The 15,978-nt window shown below is 45.6% G+C and carries 17 protein-coding genes; 4 read left to right on the top strand and 13 right to left on the bottom strand.

Going from position 1 to position 15,978, the window contains the following annotated elements; all coding sequences use genetic code 11:
* Positions 1 to 40: 40 nt before the first annotated feature.
* Positions 41 to 943: a metal ABC transporter substrate-binding protein gene (locus tag ACJJIM_RS20615; RefSeq protein ID WP_444906758.1), complete on the bottom strand. Its 903-nt coding sequence runs from the start codon at positions 941 to 943 to the stop codon at positions 41 to 43.
* A gap of 121 nt (positions 944 to 1,064) precedes the next feature.
* On the opposite strand from ACJJIM_RS20615, the gene znuC reads away from it, so the two are divergent.
* From znuC to ACJJIM_RS20600, 3 genes are all read left to right on the top strand, one after another.
* On the top strand, positions 1,065 to 1,856 hold the full coding sequence (znuC, locus tag ACJJIM_RS20610) for a zinc ABC transporter ATP-binding protein ZnuC (RefSeq protein ID WP_444908444.1): 792 nt from the start codon (positions 1,065 to 1,067) through the stop codon (positions 1,854 to 1,856).
* Entirely contained in the window at positions 1,857 to 2,657 is an 801-nt protein-coding gene (locus ACJJIM_RS20605) for an iron chelate uptake ABC transporter family permease subunit (RefSeq protein WP_413663923.1), read from the top strand.
* Between the two features lie 202 nt (positions 2,658 to 2,859).
* Entirely contained in the window at positions 2,860 to 5,499 is a 2,640-nt protein-coding gene (locus ACJJIM_RS20600; protein ID WP_444911861.1) for a TonB-dependent receptor, read from the top strand.
* Positions 5,500 to 5,585: 86 nt separating this feature from the next.
* Here the strand turns inward: ACJJIM_RS20600 and ACJJIM_RS20595 are convergent, their stop codons facing one another.
* The 9 genes from ACJJIM_RS20595 to ACJJIM_RS20555 all read right to left on the bottom strand — a co-directional run bounded on the left by ACJJIM_RS20595 (position 5,586) and on the right by ACJJIM_RS20555 (position 12,640).
* Entirely contained in the window at positions 5,586 to 5,756 is a 171-nt protein-coding gene (locus ACJJIM_RS20595; protein ID WP_444906760.1) for a hypothetical protein, read from the bottom strand.
* Between the two features lie 194 nt (positions 5,757 to 5,950).
* Entirely contained in the window at positions 5,951 to 6,187 is a 237-nt protein-coding gene (locus ACJJIM_RS20590) for a hypothetical protein (RefSeq protein ID WP_444906761.1), read from the bottom strand.
* Between the two features lie 85 nt (positions 6,188 to 6,272).
* Positions 6,273 to 7,469 carry a dipeptidase gene (locus ACJJIM_RS20585; protein ID WP_444911860.1) on the bottom strand — a complete coding sequence of 399 codons (1,197 nt, stop codon included), beginning with the start codon at positions 7,467 to 7,469 and terminating at the stop codon, positions 6,273 to 6,275.
* A gap of 197 nt (positions 7,470 to 7,666) precedes the next feature.
* A complete protein-coding gene (locus tag ACJJIM_RS20580) occupies positions 7,667 to 8,245 on the bottom strand; it encodes a lysostaphin resistance A-like protein (RefSeq protein ID WP_444911859.1) in 579 nt (192 codons plus the stop codon).
* 269 nt (positions 8,246 to 8,514) lie between these two features.
* Positions 8,515 to 9,183, bottom strand: a complete 669-nt coding sequence (locus tag ACJJIM_RS20575; protein WP_413663917.1) for an SCO family protein — start codon at positions 9,181 to 9,183, stop codon at positions 8,515 to 8,517.
* Between the two features lie 7 nt (positions 9,184 to 9,190).
* Entirely contained in the window at positions 9,191 to 10,084 is an 894-nt protein-coding gene (cyoE, locus tag ACJJIM_RS20570) for a heme o synthase (protein ID WP_444911858.1), read from the bottom strand.
* A 37-nt stretch (positions 10,085 to 10,121) separates the two neighbouring features.
* Positions 10,122 to 11,213 (bottom strand): COX15/CtaA family protein, encoded by a 1,092-nt coding sequence (locus tag ACJJIM_RS20565; protein ID WP_444906766.1) that lies wholly within the window; start codon positions 11,211 to 11,213, stop codon positions 10,122 to 10,124.
* A 25-nt stretch (positions 11,214 to 11,238) separates the two neighbouring features.
* The gene (locus ACJJIM_RS20560; RefSeq protein ID WP_444911857.1) at positions 11,239 to 11,877 is read right to left on the bottom strand and encodes a hypothetical protein; all 639 of its coding nucleotides are present in this window, start codon (positions 11,875 to 11,877) and stop codon (positions 11,239 to 11,241) included.
* Position 11,878: 1 nt separating this feature from the next.
* Positions 11,879 to 12,640, bottom strand: a complete 762-nt coding sequence (locus ACJJIM_RS20555; RefSeq protein WP_444911856.1) for an SURF1 family protein — start codon at positions 12,638 to 12,640, stop codon at positions 11,879 to 11,881.
* 17 nt (positions 12,641 to 12,657) lie between these two features.
* On the opposite strand from ACJJIM_RS20555, the gene ACJJIM_RS20550 reads away from it, so the two are divergent.
* Positions 12,658 to 12,897: a DUF2909 domain-containing protein gene (locus tag ACJJIM_RS20550; protein WP_444911855.1), complete on the top strand. Its 240-nt coding sequence runs from the start codon at positions 12,658 to 12,660 to the stop codon at positions 12,895 to 12,897.
* A gap of 45 nt (positions 12,898 to 12,942) precedes the next feature.
* Here the strand turns inward: ACJJIM_RS20550 and ACJJIM_RS20545 are convergent, their stop codons facing one another.
* From ACJJIM_RS20545 to ctaD, 3 genes are read right to left on the bottom strand one after another with little or no spacing between them, the layout of a single operon-like run.
* On the bottom strand, positions 12,943 to 13,833 hold the full coding sequence (locus ACJJIM_RS20545) for a cytochrome c oxidase subunit 3 (protein WP_444911854.1): 891 nt from the start codon (positions 13,831 to 13,833) through the stop codon (positions 12,943 to 12,945).
* A 5-nt stretch (positions 13,834 to 13,838) separates the two neighbouring features.
* A complete protein-coding gene (locus tag ACJJIM_RS20540) occupies positions 13,839 to 14,411 on the bottom strand; it encodes a cytochrome c oxidase assembly protein (RefSeq protein ID WP_282930523.1) in 573 nt (190 codons plus the stop codon).
* Between the two features lie 3 nt (positions 14,412 to 14,414).
* A complete protein-coding gene (ctaD, locus tag ACJJIM_RS20535) occupies positions 14,415 to 15,965 on the bottom strand; it encodes a cytochrome c oxidase subunit I (RefSeq protein ID WP_282930524.1) in 1,551 nt (516 codons plus the stop codon).
* Positions 15,966 to 15,978: the final 13 nt, after the last annotated feature.

The following is a 15,978-nucleotide window of genomic DNA, read 5'->3' as shown; positions in this document are numbered from 1 at the left end:
ATCCCGCCCCCTCCCTGGGTAGGCGGGATACTTGGTGCCCTCAAGGAGCCTCTGATTTATCCTTGTTGCGGTCGGGAACCTGACTCAAGCAAGTGCGGGCTTGAGACAAGAGGGACTCTATCAATTCCCTGTAATCAGCATTTTCATTCAACTGATCTCCCAGCAGATCCAAAGCGGCGTAACGCAGCCCCAAGTTTTCTGCCAACTGTTGATCTCGTTCATTAGCCGGCATATCTCCAAATAGACAGCCGTCGCCAATCTGTGACAAATCCAGCATTGCCTTGGCACCATAGCCCCCACCACTGCCATCGCCCAGGGCATGGGTTTTCACTCCTGCGGAACCAAAAAAGTGACCATAGGCATCGTGCGTAACAACGATGGGAACTTCGCGATATCCATACAAGGCCCGATCGAGTACTTTCTGCAAGTTGGCCATCGAACTGGAAAACTGCCGTGCACGCCCCATAAACAGCTCCGCCTGCTGTGGCTGTAATTGCGCCAGGCGCTCAGCGATCTGCGCCGCAGCTATTGCCGCATTGCGGGGACGCAACCAGAGGTGGGGGTCGGTAGCACTGGCTCCCTCATATTCAAGGGTCTCTATATCCAGCAGCTGCATTTGCCGGCCCGCTGGTAACAGCGCTGCCTGTTTTGCCAACACCCCCTCCATTTGCGGCCCCAGCCACACCAATAGTAGGGCGCGCTCAAGTGCAGCCCGATCGGAAACCGAAGGGGCATAATGGTGAGGATCTGCTCCCTCAACTAGCACCCGAACAGGAATATCCTCACCGGTTATTTCCCGGGCGATCAGGGCTAAAGGGCGCACGCTGACGACCAGCTCTCCACCACTATCGGATTCCGGTTTGCTACAAGCCGGGAGAAAGAGCCCGAATAGAAGCACCGTGGAGATTGTAAAAAGACGTTTGAAGGGATACATCAGAGACATTAGGCGGCGAAAAATTGCGATATAATCACAACCAGCGCCAAGCTGCCAGCCTGGTTGTCCATATCCGGTAAAGAAGGTATGGAAGCAAACATCTTAAAGACTTCCCTGCGGAGATTGAATTCTGAATCCACCCCAGCCGCTTATCACAGCTGACAATATCGCCCTTCAGGTGGGCGGCAGGCAGTTACTTAAAGATATTACAGTCGAATTGTCCCAGGGGGAGATTGTCACCTTAATAGGCCCTAATGGAGCCGGCAAAACCACTCTCCTTCGCCTTCTGTTGGGGCTCAGCCAGCCGACCCAGGGCCGCGTGTGGCGACAAGCTGGGTTGCGTATTGGCTATATGCCCCAGCGGCTTCATATCGATAGCTCAATGCCCATGTCAGTTGAACGCTTCTTGCAACTTGGCCAATCGACCATGAAGCCCGAGCAAGCGCAGTCGGCATTGGACAGGGTGGGCGCAGGGCAGCTTAGAGGCGCCTCTCTGGCAAATCTATCCGGTGGAGAAATGCAGCGGGTCTTACTCGCTCGTGCCGCATCGCGCAAACCTCAGCTGCTTGTCCTGGATGAACCCACGCAGGGAGTCGATATCGGTGGTCAAAGTGAGTTGTACCAGTTAATTGCCACTCTGCGCGACGAGCTCGGCTGCGGTGTGTTACTGGTTTCCCACGACCTTCATTTAGTTATGGCTGCAACCGACCGGGTCCTTTGTTTGAACCAGCATATCTGCTGTCACGGACACCCGGAGCAAGTAAGCCGCCACCCTGCCTATCTGGAATTATTTGGGGACAAGGTCGCCCCCTATACCCACCAACATAACCACCAACATAAATTAAGTGGGGATATTGCGCCCGCAAGCAGCTGCAATCATCAACACTCTCATACAAATACAAAAAACAAAGAGCAAAAATAAGTGGTCGATTTCGGCGAATTACTGCACAGCCAATTTCTCTGGTACGCCCTCGCCGCCGGCCTTATGGTCGCTGTTGTCAGCGGCCCTTTGGGCTGCTTCGCCGTGTGGCGACGCATGGCCTATTTCGGCGACACCCTGGCTCACTCAGCCCTTCTTGGAGTGACGCTGGGTTTTGTACTACAGATTATGCCAACGGTGGCCGTCGGTATTACTTGCTGTGTACTGGCACTGCTGCTGATGTATTTACAGCAGCGCCAAAAGCTCGCTGTAGATACCTTGCTGGGCATATTGTCCCACTCCATGCTGGCACTGGGGATTGTCACCGTCAGTTTCTTTAAGATTAAGGTGGATCTCTTATCTCTGTTGCTGGGAGATTTACTCGCGGTCAGTGGCCAGGATCTGGTACTAATGGCCATTGCCGCCGCCACAATCCTGGGACTCCTTTATTTCCTGTGGGAACAGTTACTGGCTTTCACCCTGCATGAGGAATTAGCTTCAGTGGAAGGTGTCCCTATCGAGCGATTGCGGATCGCTCTGATGTTGATGCTGGCAATACTGATTGCGATCGCAATGAAAGTTGTCGGGGTTCTGTTAATTACCGCCCTACTGATTATTCCCGCAGCTACCGCGCGAAAACTGTCGCACACTCCAGAGCGTATGGCGGTGTTGGCCTCATTGCTGGGATGCTTAGCGGTAGTACTCGGTCTTCTTGCCTCTATCCTGTGGAATACACCGGCGGGCCCGTCCATTGTTCTGGCCGCAGCACTGTTCTTTCTCACTTCACAACTGCGTGCCAGCTGAAGGTAGCCGCAGGTTAATCTCATCCTAATTTCTTATTTTATTTCGTTATTTATCGCAAATTGTCGCTTAAATCTACCCGTTGGTGAGATGTCCGTCACCGTTTATCGCAATAAGCTGATGGTTAGCCGCTAGCTAATTGTGTCAATTTTCCGTCGTTGCTAGTGTTGCCCGACGACCAGCCGTATTAGGCCGGTCACCAATAATGACAAAAAAATGGACTCACAACGATATGGAAAAGTTCTCTCTTCGTCGCAAGGTATTAACTACAGCCATAGTGGCGGCAACCGCTGCCACTAGCCCACAAACACTCTTTGCCGCCGAGGATCAGGCGATGGAAGAAGTTGCAGTTGTGGGTTCCCGTATTAGTCGAAATGCTGAATTTGAAACAGCTACCCCGATCCAGGTAATGGATCGCGATGCCATCGAAAAGTCCGGCTACACCAATCTGCAGCAGCTTTTTGAGAAAAACCCCGCCGCAGGTAATGGCACCTTCTCAACCCGGGGTAACAACCAAGACTCTACCGCAAATGGGGCTGCCGCTGTGAGCCTGCGCGGTATGGGTGCCGACGCCACTTTAGTATTGGTAAATGGCCGCCGGGTGGCTATCAGCGCATTTGCCGAGAGCATCACTACCAACTTTGTGGATATCAACAGTGTACCCCTTGCGGCGATTGAGCGGGTCGAAGTCCTAAAGGATGGAGCATCCGCAATTTACGGTTCCGATGCCGTTGCCGGTGTGGTCAATCTGGTGTTACGTAGAGACTTTGAAGGTACTGAGGTATCCGTAGATTACGGCGGTGCCGATGGCTATGACGAGCAATCCATGTCCGCCGTATGGGGTATCAATGGGGATGACTCAAACCTGACTGTTATTTTTGACCACCATAAAAACAGCCGCCTATCCAGCACCGAGCGCAGTGGACTGGATACCGCTAACCAGTCCAGCCGTGGCGGTATGGACTTCCGCTCCTCCAGGGGCTATCCCGGTAGCTTCAATGTGGGCGGTACCTTTGTTTCCGATCCCAACTGTCCCGAAGAGCGCGATACCGGTGAAGTCTGTGTCTATGATTACGGCCCCTGGACTTTGATCACACCCGAAGCCGAGCGCACTGGCCTATTAATGCTTGGCCATACCCAGTTGGCCGAAGGCGTGGAGTTCTTTAGCGAGGTCGCTGTTCAGCACAATACATCCGTAGCCCAGGGTGCACCCACCCCCCTCGATGGCGACGCGGGTCTCTATGTACTGGCAGATCATCCCAATAACCCATTCGGCGAAGATGTGGATATTTACCGCTATCGCACCGTGGATGCAGGCGCCCGCCAGTGGGATATCGAAACCGATAACTTGCGCGGTGTCTTCGGCCTGCGCGGCTCTGTCGCCGACTGGGACTGGGAGGCTTCTGTGCAGCGCTCCCGCAGTGAAACAACCCAGACCGGTGACCGCTCCCAGGGCTGGGTGCGTACGGACCTGTTACAAGAGCAGATTAATGCCGGTAACTACAATCCGTTTGGCGGGGTTCAGAACCCGGACTCGGTCATTGATGCCATCACCACCAGCCTGGTCCGCCAAGGCAAGTCTGACCTGACCAGCTATAACTTCTCAGTCAATGGAGATTTAGTCGATACCGCCAGTGGCACCATTGCCATGGCTGCAGGCTTGGAATATCGGGAGGAGAAAGCCTCCGACATCCCTGATGACCAGTTCCAGCGCGGTTTGATCTTCGGTACCGAATCCGTATCCGCCAGTGCCAGCCGGGATATCTCCTCAGCTTATGTGGAAGTTGCTATCCCCCTCCCTGCCAGGTTCGATCTAACTGTGGCCGCCCGTTACGATGATTACAGCGACTTTGGCAGCACCACCAATCCAATGGCAAATCTGCTGTGGACAGTAACCGACCAGCTATCCTTCCGAACCTCTTGGGGTACCGGCTTCCGCGCGCCTTCACTGGCACAGGTCGGCTTAGGCCCATCGCAGGAGTCCCTGTTCTTCGTTGATAGCTATGGCTGTGAGGTGAACGACGCCTACTGTGCCAGCACCGATTACAATATTATCTTCTCCGGTAACCCGGACCTGGATGCAGAGGAGTCAGAATCCTTCAACATCGGCGCTGTTTACGAGCCCATAGAAGACCTGCGACTGTCCCTGGATTATTGGAATATCACCCAGGAAGGTAAGATTGACGAGGTCCCCTTCGGCTATATCTACAGTCTCTATTGCTGGGATCAAGACAGCACCGTGTGCCGCCGCGATACCCCGATTGATGGTGAAACCCTTGGCGCTCTGCAATCTATCGACAGCAGCTTCACCAATATTGGTGAACAGGAAGTGTCGGGCGTTGACCTAAGTATTGTCTACAGCGGATTTGAGCTAGTGGGCGGAGAGCTTGGCCTGCGCCTGGATTACTCTTACCTGGCAGAATTTGAGCGTGTTGAACTGAATTCCAGCGGCGACGCATTTATCACCCGCGATCTGGCCGGTGAATACGAGTATCCACAACACCGTTGGAACGCTACCGCTGACTGGACCTTTGACACCTTCGGATTTAGTGCCGGGCTCAGCTACATTGGTGAGTTCGAGGATACTCCGGATATCGATTTCGACGGGACACTCGACTATGACAGCAATAACTCCCGCACCGTAGACTCTTTCCTGACCATGAATATGCAGGCCCGTTATACCGGCTTCGAGAATATGGTGTTGAGCCTGGGTGCGGATAATGTCTTCGATGAAGAACCGCCCTTCGCTATCGGGGATGGCGACGGAGACCTCTATGGTTATGTTCAGTCACAACACGATCCCCGTGGTCGCTTTATCTACGGCAAGATGACTTATAGCTTCTAAGTTTTTAGTAAACCATAAAAATTACAAAGGGGAAGCATCAGGCTTCCCCTTTGTATTTCCTAACTAAGAGCAGTTAAGGACGACAATCATTTTTCTACGCCATTCTTCCGCACTCTTATTGCTGCCGACTCCAAAGAAATACGCTGTTTAGTCAATTCTTGCCCTGCCTTTCGAAACTCACGAATGCCCAGTAGAATTCCTATTAACTCAAAAAGCGAAACCGCCACTCCAATCAATAACAGATAAATTTCAGGCACAACTATCTCCTGCGAGCTAGCAAAGCCGTCACTTTGAAATAGATGCCCAGTGTCAGAATAGTGGGAACCCAAAGTGCGGTAAAAATTCCTTGCTCCTTATAACCGCTAAACCACAAACTCGCGGATAATATCAAAGAGATTAAAACTGCCAGTAAGATAAAGAAATCTGATACTTTGAGCACGCACCATATCCTCTAATCTTCATCAAATTCCCAGAATCCAATTGCCGCCATCAGCAAACCAAAAACTGTAATACCAGCTGGAATCCGCATCCACAATACGCCAAAAACGTCCAGCATTGAGGGAATAAATGAAAGAAATCCTAAAATTCCCCATAAAAAGAAAATACCGGCAATCGACAGTCCAGTCCAACCCACTATCAATCGTACTTTCTTAGATCGAAAATAACCGGCCAAAAGTATTTTCTGCATTAATAATACAAAACAAACGGGCTTTGCCCGTTTGAACATTATTGACAGAATAGTGCAGCCTCAGATGGTTAGAGGAGTGTGAGTCTCATCCTTTATTGCGCTTGGCGTAATCTTCATTAGCTTGCCAAACTCTAACTAAATTTCCGCCTAGAATTTTTTTAATATCCTGCTTGCTATACCCACGCTTCAGCAGGCCTTCAACCAAATTAGGATATTGAGAGACGTCTTTTAAGCCGACGGGCAAGCTATCTCCGACACCGTCAAAATCCGATCCAATGCCTATATGATCCACTCCCACTAAATCACGAATATGGTCGAAATGATCAAGAACATCTTCCAAATCTGCAAAAATGAACTTCTCAGTTGAAAGCTTATCGGAGTACTCCTCAACTTCCTTACTATCTTTAGGTAAATCCTTTTCTTTAACAAATTTCTCAACCTGATCAGTTATTTCACGATATGAATTCAGTGAATCACCACTAATAAAAGTAGAGCCAAAATTCACCATGATGATACCGCCGTTGTCAGCCAACGCCTTTATCATTTCATCATTCATATTTCGTTCAAATCCCGGCGTAAAATGCCTTGCCGAAGAGTGTGAAGCGATAACAGGAACAGCGGATAAATCAACAACTTGCCAAAAAGCTGCATCTGATACGTGGGAAATATCGATCATTACTCCCATCCGATTCATCTCTCGTACCAAGCGCTTTCCGAATGCACTCAAGCCTTCCCAGGGCCTGTTTTTATCATACGAGGAATCAGAGATATGATTGCTCTTTGAGTGGGCTAAGGTAATGTACCTCACCCCTCTATCAGAGAAATACTTTAAATTGGCAAGATCCCCCTCAATAGGAGCCCCGTTCTCTATACCCAAAGGTAAGGAAATTAAGCCGGCATCGACTTGCTTTTGTAGATCATTTATTGACTTAGGTATTGCAAACTTATCCGGGTGCTGTTTGACCATTGCCTCCACTTTATCAATCAAAGTATCTGCATACGATTTGGCAATACCTTCATCCTCCTTTTCTGCTGGGACATAAATAGACATAAAGGGGGCATTTAGTCCACCTGCTTTAGCTCGAGGGTAATCAAAGTCTCCCTTATCCGTGCTAAGTCCAACATCTTCTTCAGCTTGTTCGAGACGATAGGGAACATCTACATGTCCATCAACAATCAAATACTCTTGAACCAGCTCTTGAGCCAGACTTTTACCTTCAACTGCAAATACAGGGTTGCAAGTTAGTGCACATAATGTCCCAACTAAAAAATAATTTTTCAAATGACAATCTCCTTATTTATATGAATAAATCTAGAAAATTTACCGTAGATGGTGTTCATCTAGAACCACATTTATTAAATACATTACTTTGACTTGTTAATCTACAAAGATTAAATCGTTGTCTTTCTTATAACTGCAGATTGGCTGAATCTTAGGGGTAACAATAAAACAATGATCCAAAGCAGATGATATATGGCCTAGCCGGGTAACGGGTAAGGCAACAAGATCATATGCAAAAGATTTACTCCCCAATGAGTCATTACGCATATCCAAAAATTCTGCCGTAATGTCCAAATCAATGCATAACAGATTGAGGCGACTATCAATAATAGAACTGCGGAGATATCTGTTGACCACCCTCCATGTAGAAGCACAAACACCGTAGCTACAACTGGTACGGATAACCAGCGCCAGCGCCCTAATAGTTCTTCGGTACCCCGCTGTAATATCCACCGGAAGAACCCCTCTTCAGAAATGCAAACAATTACTAAGTTTATCATTACCGCAACGGCGATAGTGCCAGTAAATTTTATCGAAGGCGTATATAGGAGTAGACCCAATGCAACGGGAGTAAATATAGCCAATAAAAGATAGGGTAAGTCCGTAAAACGGAAGGTCTGCTTCATGCGCAACATAAAAGCCAATAGGGCAATAGCAATAACTGCTTTACCGCTGTTTATGCTGGCATAGATAAGATTACCACTTGCATCTGTATAGGGTGGCAATACCTGGATATGTTCACTACCGGGAAGCAAATTTAACCCCGATACCAGCATTAAAACTGCTACAGAAAGAAAAGACAACGCTCTCGGCCAACTGCTAGTAGACTCTATTGCTCGCAGGAAAATCCAGATTAAAGGGGCTATAAGCCCACTCCAGCCAAAAGGAATTATACAAAGTGATAGCAAGATAGGTGCAGCCCAAGGACTCACCATACCAGATGGTGTCTGATCTCCTCTTCTCTTTAATGTAGCAACTTCATTTTGCATCGATTGGCCCAGAATTAATATCTAATTTGATAACAATAGCTCATGCGATTCCTTCACTATCCATTAAAGGTCGCTCGTATTGAACGATAGGTCAACTTCATTTTCGCAGGATCTAGAGGTGCCTTAAAAAAGGCGTGATAATGTCCTCTAGGATTAATTAATACAACTTGAGATCCATGATCGATAGTATAACCGCCCTCAGCAAGAGAAACTTTATTAAAAGGTACATTTAGCTGAGTGGCAAATTTCTTCAGCTTAAAAAAATCACCGGTAATACCACGAAATTCAGAATTAAAATAACGGACATATTGGCCCAACTGTTCCGGCTTGTCCCTACTTGGGTCAACCGAGACGAGTACTACGTCTGTAGATGCTCTGGTACTTTCGTCTAAAGTTTTATAAAAATTATTAAGTGTAGATAGAGTTGTTGGACAGATATCTGGACAGTGGGTAAACCCAAAAAATACTAAAGTCCACTTACCTTGAAAGTCTTTAGTATAGAAATCTCTACTGTCATCAGACAATAATTGTATATCTTCTATGATTCTTGGTCTCTGCAGTTTTACAGTGCCATTAATTCTAAGTTCCTCATCAGTAATAATACGAGGCTGTCCGAGCTTATGTATAAATCCAGCAAGCACAGCAAGAATCAATACTAGAAGAACAATAACGGTAATTCTAATTCCACGTTTCTGTTTATCGATGGCAGAATATTGATTTTCCACTTTTCCCTCACACCTCGATTAAATAATGATCTAATAGCATGATAAAAAATAGTGCCATTAAATAAATTATTGAATATTTGAAAGTCTCCATGCCAGCATTGGGATCTTTTCCTATGAGCATTACAAGGCTCCAATAAACAAAACCAAATCCAAGTACAACAGCTCCCAGCAAATATAACCACCCAAACATCGCGGTGGCAAAGGGCAATAGGCTAACGGCCAGTAAAATAAAGGTATACAAAACTATATTTAGGTTTGTATAGGGTATTCCATGTGTAACCGGCAACATAGGAACATCAGCTTTTGCATACTCTTCTTTTCTATGTACGGCAAGGGCCCAAAAGTGTGGAGGAGTCCAAGCAAAAATAATCAATACTAACAACAATGCATGCCCATGCACTTCCCCAGTAACCGCAGTCCATCCCAGTAGGGGCGGAGCGGCTCCTGCAAGCCCGCCAATAACAATGTTTTGTGGTGTGGCGCGTTTCAGGAACATGGTGTAAATCACCGCATATCCGAGAAGAGATATTAAGGTTAGCCAAGCGGTAAGGGCATTTACAAAAACCAACAGGATAAACATTCCTGTCACACCCAAGATAAGAGCAAAAGCAACCGCTTTAACTGGCTCAACTCGTCCTTTCGCAATCGGGCGATTACTGGTACGAGCCATTTTTGTATCAATATGACGATCAACTAAATGATTTACTGCCGCAGCACTACCCGCACAAAATGCAATTCCCAAATTACCAAATACTAAAATATCTAGCGGCACCATTCCTGGAACAGCTAAAAACATTCCAATAACAGAAGTTAACAGCATAAGCATAACTACTCGAGGCTTAGTAAGCTCATAGTAGTCCCGCCATTGAATTTGATGTATTCCCGTGGAGTTTATGGCCATATTCGCACCTATTTTTATATTTATATACGCTTAGTATCTAATTAAGATTGGATACGGTAGTTAAACCTTCTCCCCGCTCTATTACTTCCACATCGACTACCTCTTGTTTATTTATAATGACGGCATTCATTGTGTATATTCGATAACAAAAAGTTAGCAAACTAAGAAGTAGAAGAGCTGCACCAGCATTGTGTGCCACAGCAATCCCTAATGGTAGAGACATAACAACATTTGCTATTCCCAAGCTGACTTGAAGAAGTAGTACCCCGGTAAGCCATAATGACCAACCTCTCAATCCATATCTCCAAGCTAAAACTGAAAGAATAAGTACAATTGCTGTTGTAATCAGTGCTCCAATACGATGGGCAAGATGTATGGCTGTACGTGCATCATTCTCTAATGCACCACCTAAATAATTTGGGCCAATTTGTTGAAAAATATTAAAGCCTTCTACAAAGTTTGCCTGTGGCCACCATTGGTTATGACAAGTTGGAAAATCTGGACAGGCTAAAGCTGCGTAATTAGAGCTGGTCCAACCACCGAGTCCAATCTGTAGAATTACTATTGCAACTGCAGTCAGTGCAAGTAGTCGTAATCGCCTTATTCCCGGTAAATACCTCCCATGTAATTGTCTAGGTTTATCAGCCAACCTTTCACAGAGAATCCACAACATAGATAATGTTGCCATTCCACCTAATAGATGAGCAGTAACTACCTGCGGCCAAAGCTTCAAGGTTACCGTCCACATCCCAAAAGCAGCTTGCAGTATAATAATAATTAAAAGAATATGTGTTTGCTTAAAGGTTGGGGCTTGCCGATCTCTCCAAGCAAGATAAGTGAGTAATACAACGAATAAAAGTAAAGTTCCTGCAAAGTATCGATGAACCATTTCCGGCCAAGTTTTACTAACATCTACCGGAGAGTCCGGAAAAATCATATTGGCCGTTTTAATTTCTTTTATATCATTCGGCCAGGTGAGATGACCATAACAACCAGGCCAGTCTGGACAGCCCAAACCGGCATCCACCAGCCTAGTAAATGCACCTAGAACAACAACTACGACAGCTAGTATACAGGCCGCCCAGGTAATGATATGTCGCCAATTCTTAGGGGTTTTTTGTTTAGACACTACTGAAAATCTCCGAATAATAATCTTATTGCTCGTAGGAGTACTTCAATAATCTTTTTATATCTTTAAGTAATTGGTTTCCGCTATGCTGCCGATCATAGGCCATCATTGCATAACCCTCCTGATCAACCAGCAATGCCTTGGTTGAAGTTACACCGCCATGATCAGTTTTCTGTACCAACTGCTTAAAGTTTTCATCATCCAAATTCACTATTTTTAGTTTCGGATGCTCAGTTTGTATTTGTTCTTGTCGTTTTTCATCCAAACTATCACCAACCACCAGTAACCTCTCAACCCTATGAGCTTTTTCCCCCAGCCGAATATGAACCTGCCTACTTATATACAAGAGATCTTCACAATCTTTACCACAATCACTGTCACTTAATATTAGATATCGCCATTTTGATTCTCCCTCTTGTGCCAGGGATTGCTGTTGTCCTTGAAAGGTGATTTTTATTTCAGTGATATCAAATGGGGGCTGCAATAATTCACCTTGATTAATCGTCTCTTTAGGCATGCCTAAGCCCGTATAGTAAACGACATAGGCAGCTGTAATTGGGAGTACGACGGATGCTAGCACTGAGAGTCCTTGAATGATTTTATTCGCTGGCTTCCTTTTGCTCAGATTTCTTTCAGGTGAAACTGGCTGACTATTTGATTTCATTTTAAAACTCCTTTTTCAAACTTCTACTCAATCTACGACGTAATCTAAAAATAATATTTGTGGCTGAATAAGCCCATAAAAGCCAGACAGCTATTGCCATCGTGAACCACTGGAAAGCATACGCTTGATGTTTTTCAGGGCCACTATTGAAAAAATTCCAATCAGTAATTAAAGCTGCACCTGAATCCGCAAACAAACGGATCGACCATCCACTGTTAACTAAGCCTATAGTCTCAATGAAATTTGAATTTATTTGTTGAATTCTATTATTAAAAACCGGGTCTAGACTAACACTCAAGGAGGTTTCAGTATCGATAGGGTATAAGTAGCCCTGAAGTGATTTCACATCAAGTGAAGCTGTTACTTCAGGTAAGCTATCTCGGTCGCCAGTAGAGGGAATCCAACCTCTATTGATAAGCCAATCAGTACTTTCTGTTGAAAATACTTGTAGTACTTCATATCCAACACGACCGTTTCTTGTTCTGTTATCCAGAAAATATATTTCCTTCTGGAAAACTCCCGCTAAAGTTACAGACGCATACTCTTGATAAGAGCTTAGATTTGAGATTTCCTGCGGTTGCAGAGAGAGCCTACTCTCTACCTTTTGTATAAGTTCGACTTTCTGCTTTGCTCTATCAAGCTGCCACAATCCTAAAAAGATAAAAAGGATGAATGCACCCAGAGAAAATATCGTGATGGGCCAATTGCGAATCAGTGGTAAACTGATATCTTTCGCAGAAGCTGATGGAATATCTACTATCATGCGCAACTACATAAATAATGGAAAATAATAAAATGTGGCTAAAGATTGTTATTGTTGTCCTATTCCTTTCCGTACTTGCCAGTCTTTCAAGTGCACTTTTTTTTCTACTTAGAGATATGGGAACACCTCAATCCAAGCGCACACTCTACGCATTAGGTATTAGAATACTCCTAGCGTCACTCTTACTTCTTGCCATTTGGTACGGCTTTGAAAGTGGCATTTTGGCAAAAACGGCACCTTGGGCTGATAAATATTAAGAAAACAAAGGCTTTCTATTAATACGATAGAAAGCCTTGCCCACATTAAGCACCTAGAACATATACAAATATAAACAGCCCGACCCAAACTACATCGACAAAATGCCAATACCAACTTGCTGCTTCAAAGCCAAAGTGATCATCAGGTCTAAAATGATTGGCTATCACAGACCTTAACAACATGATCAACAACATAATTGTACCGAGTGTGACATGGGCACCATGAAATCCGGTCAGCATAAAGAATGTTGTACCATAGATTCCTGACTCAAGTGTTAACCCCAGGTGTTGATAGGCTTCGTAATATTCTTTACCTTGTAGAAAAATAAACGCCCCACCCAATACTACAGTGATTGCCAGTAATATATTGAAATTTTTTCTTTGATTCTTTTTCAGGAAAACATGTGCGAAGTGTACAGTTACACTGGAAGTGAGAAGGATGATGGTGTTCCATAGTGGTAAGTGCCATGGGTCTATCACATCTTTAGGCCCCATAAATTTTGCCGTTTCTCCGTTTGCTGCGGCGTCAGGAGTCACATATAGGGGCCAGCTACTTTCGAATCCCTCCCAAAGCATATTGGAAATTCCACGATCACCTTCACCACCTAGCCAGGGAACTGTAAAATTGCGTATGTAATAAAGTGCTCCAAAGAATGCAGCAAAAAACATCACCTCAGAAAATATAAACCAGCCCATCCCCCAAACATATGATCTCTTTAACTGTTCACTGTTGAGCCCTGCCATATTCTCCTTGATTACGGCAGCAAACCAAAACCACAAAACTGCGGCCATCGCTAACGCACCGGTGAAGAAAATATAAGAGCTTCCTCCATTAATCCAATTTGCTGCGCCGAACGCTATTAGGAATAGACCTATCGTCGCAAAAATTGGCAGCCTGGATTGTTCGGGCACGTAATAACTGCTTTCACTAGCCATAATTTTTATCCCTCTCGCTCGGGGTCGATATCATTCTTATCGGTTTTATTGGCAAACCTTTCCGTTACATCAAACAACGTATAGGAAAGCGTTACAGTATTAACACTTGCGGGAAGATCTGGATCCACAATAAAACGTAGTGGTAATTCTGCAGTCTCTCCCGCTTTTAATTCTTGCTGGTTGAAGCAAAAACACTCTGTTTTATGAAAGTACTCAGCAGCTTTGAAAGGAACCATACTGGGAATTGCCTGACCAACCATATCCCTAGATGTCTTATTTTCTGCAATAAAAACAGTATCTTTAATTTCTCCAGGGTGTACTTTCAAAGACATCACACTCGGGCGAAATTCCCATGGCATATTTTCATTATTGTTTGCCACAAATTGCACTGTGACCAGCCTATTTTTATCAACCGCAGCTGGCACAGCTTCATAACGACCACCGGTTTTACCATTGAGTCCTGTGATTTCACAGAAGACATCGTAAATAGGCGGCATAATGAAAATTGCAAATACCAGCATGCTGGTCGCCACGGCCAGCAGCTTGATAGTTACCTTTGCATTTGCTCCAACTTTCATAGGTTAGCGTACAACCGGTGGCGTACTAAACGTGTGATATGGGGCAGGGGAAGCAACCGTCCATTCCAGTCCCTCAGGATCATCCCAAACCTGATCGGATGCTTTTTTCCCGCCCATTACAGTTCGTACCACATTAAACAAAAATACTATTTGTGCAGCGCCAAACAGGAAGGCACCGATACTGGATATTTGATTGAAATCCGCAAATTGCAGTGCGTAATCAGGTATCCGACGTGGCATGCCGGCCAAGCCAACAAAGTGCATTGGGAAGAAAGTTACATTGAGACCAATAAATGCCAGCCAGAAATGTACCTTGCCCATAACTTCGCTATACATATGGCCAGTCCATTTGGGCAACCAATAGTAAACACCAGCAGTAATTGAGAAGATTGCACCAGGAACCAGCACATAGTGGAAATGGGCAACCACAAAGTACGTATCGTGATATTGGAAGTCTGCAGGCGCAATCGCTAGCATCAGACCAGAGAATCCACCGATGGCGAAAAGAATGATGAATGCAATTGCAAAAAGCATCGGGGTTTCAAATGTCATGGATCCCCGGAACATGGTGGATACCCAGTTAAAGATCTTCACTCCTGTAGGTACAGCGATCAGCATTGTGGCGTACATAAAGAACAGCTCACCAGCAATCGGCATTCCCACGGTAAACATATGGTGCGCCCATACGATAAAGCTCAGGAATGCAATTGCTGCGGTGGCATATACCATCGAGCTGTATCCAAAAAGAGGCTTACGAGCGAAGGTGGGAATAATTGCAGAGATAATGCCAAAGGCCGGCAAAATCATGATGTAGACTTCCGGGTGTCCAAAGAACCAGAACACATGCTGGAATAAAACCGGATCACCGCCACCGGCTGCACTGAAGAAACTTGTGCCAAAATGAATGTCCATCAACATCATGGTCACTACTCCGGCTAACACCGGCATTACCGCAATCAAAAGGTAAGCAGTGATCAGCCAGGTCCATACAAACAACGGCATTTTCATCAAGGTCATACCAGGAGCACGCATATTCAAAATGGTAGCGATAATGTTGATCGCACCCATGATGGACGAGGCACCCATAATATGAATGGCAAAAATGAAGAAAGTTACGCTGGGTGGTGCATATTCCGTTGAAAGTGGCGCATAAAATGTCCAGCCGAAATTAGGCGCTCCCCCTTCCATAAATAAAGTCGATGCCAACATTGCGAAAGCAAAGGGCAAAATCCAAAAACTCCAGTTATTCATTCTTGGCAGTGCCATATCTGGCGCACCAATCATCATCGGTATCATCCAGTTAGCCAACCCCACAAAAGCCGGCATAACTGCACCAAATACCATGATCAGACCATGCATAGTGGTCATTTGATTGAAAAATTCCGGCTGTACAATTTGCAAACCGGGCTCGAATAATTCAGCGCGTATAACCAATGCCATACATCCGCCGAGCAGGAACATCGCAAAACTAAACCACAAATACATAGAGCCTATATCTTTGTGGTTGGTCGTATAGAGCCAACGCTTTATACCGGGCTGAGGACCATGTGCCATTCTTAAATTCCTC

This window comes from Microbulbifer maximicatervae (SeqCode) (genome assembly GCF_052467615.1).
The sequence above is the reverse complement of the archived record's forward strand: the minus strand, read 5'-3'. Positions and strand labels throughout refer to the sequence as shown.

Excerpts from the sequence above, each read along its gene's own strand:
- ACJJIM_RS20615 (WP_444906758.1), bottom strand. The coding sequence starts at position 943 with ATGTCTCTGATGTATCCCTTCAAACGTCTTTTTACAATCTCCACGGTG.
- ACJJIM_RS20580 (WP_444911859.1), bottom strand. The coding sequence starts at position 8,245 with ATGCTGGTATCGGGGTTAAATTTGCTTCCCGGTAGTGAACATATCCAG.
- ACJJIM_RS20545 (WP_444911854.1), bottom strand. The coding sequence starts at position 13,833 with ATGGCTAGTGAAAGCAGTTATTACGTGCCCGAACAATCCAGGCTGCCA.
- cyoE (WP_444911858.1), bottom strand. The coding sequence starts at position 10,084 with ATGGCCATAAACTCCACGGGAATACATCAAATTCAATGGCGGGACTAC.
- ACJJIM_RS20555 (WP_444911856.1), bottom strand. The coding sequence starts at position 12,640 with ATGATAGTAGATATTCCATCAGCTTCTGCGAAAGATATCAGTTTACCA.
- ACJJIM_RS20590 (WP_444906761.1), bottom strand. The coding sequence starts at position 6,187 with ATGCAGAAAATACTTTTGGCCGGTTATTTTCGATCTAAGAAAGTACGA.
- ACJJIM_RS20550 (WP_444911855.1), top strand. The coding sequence starts at position 12,658 with ATGGAAAATAATAAAATGTGGCTAAAGATTGTTATTGTTGTCCTATTC.
- ACJJIM_RS20560 (WP_444911857.1), bottom strand. The coding sequence starts at position 11,877 with ATGAAATCAAATAGTCAGCCAGTTTCACCTGAAAGAAATCTGAGCAAA.
- ACJJIM_RS20540 (WP_282930523.1), bottom strand. The coding sequence starts at position 14,411 with ATGAAAGTTGGAGCAAATGCAAAGGTAACTATCAAGCTGCTGGCCGTG.
- ACJJIM_RS20600 (WP_444911861.1), top strand. The coding sequence starts at position 2,860 with ATGACAAAAAAATGGACTCACAACGATATGGAAAAGTTCTCTCTTCGT.
- ctaD (WP_282930524.1), bottom strand. The coding sequence starts at position 15,965 with ATGGCACATGGTCCTCAGCCCGGTATAAAGCGTTGGCTCTATACGACC.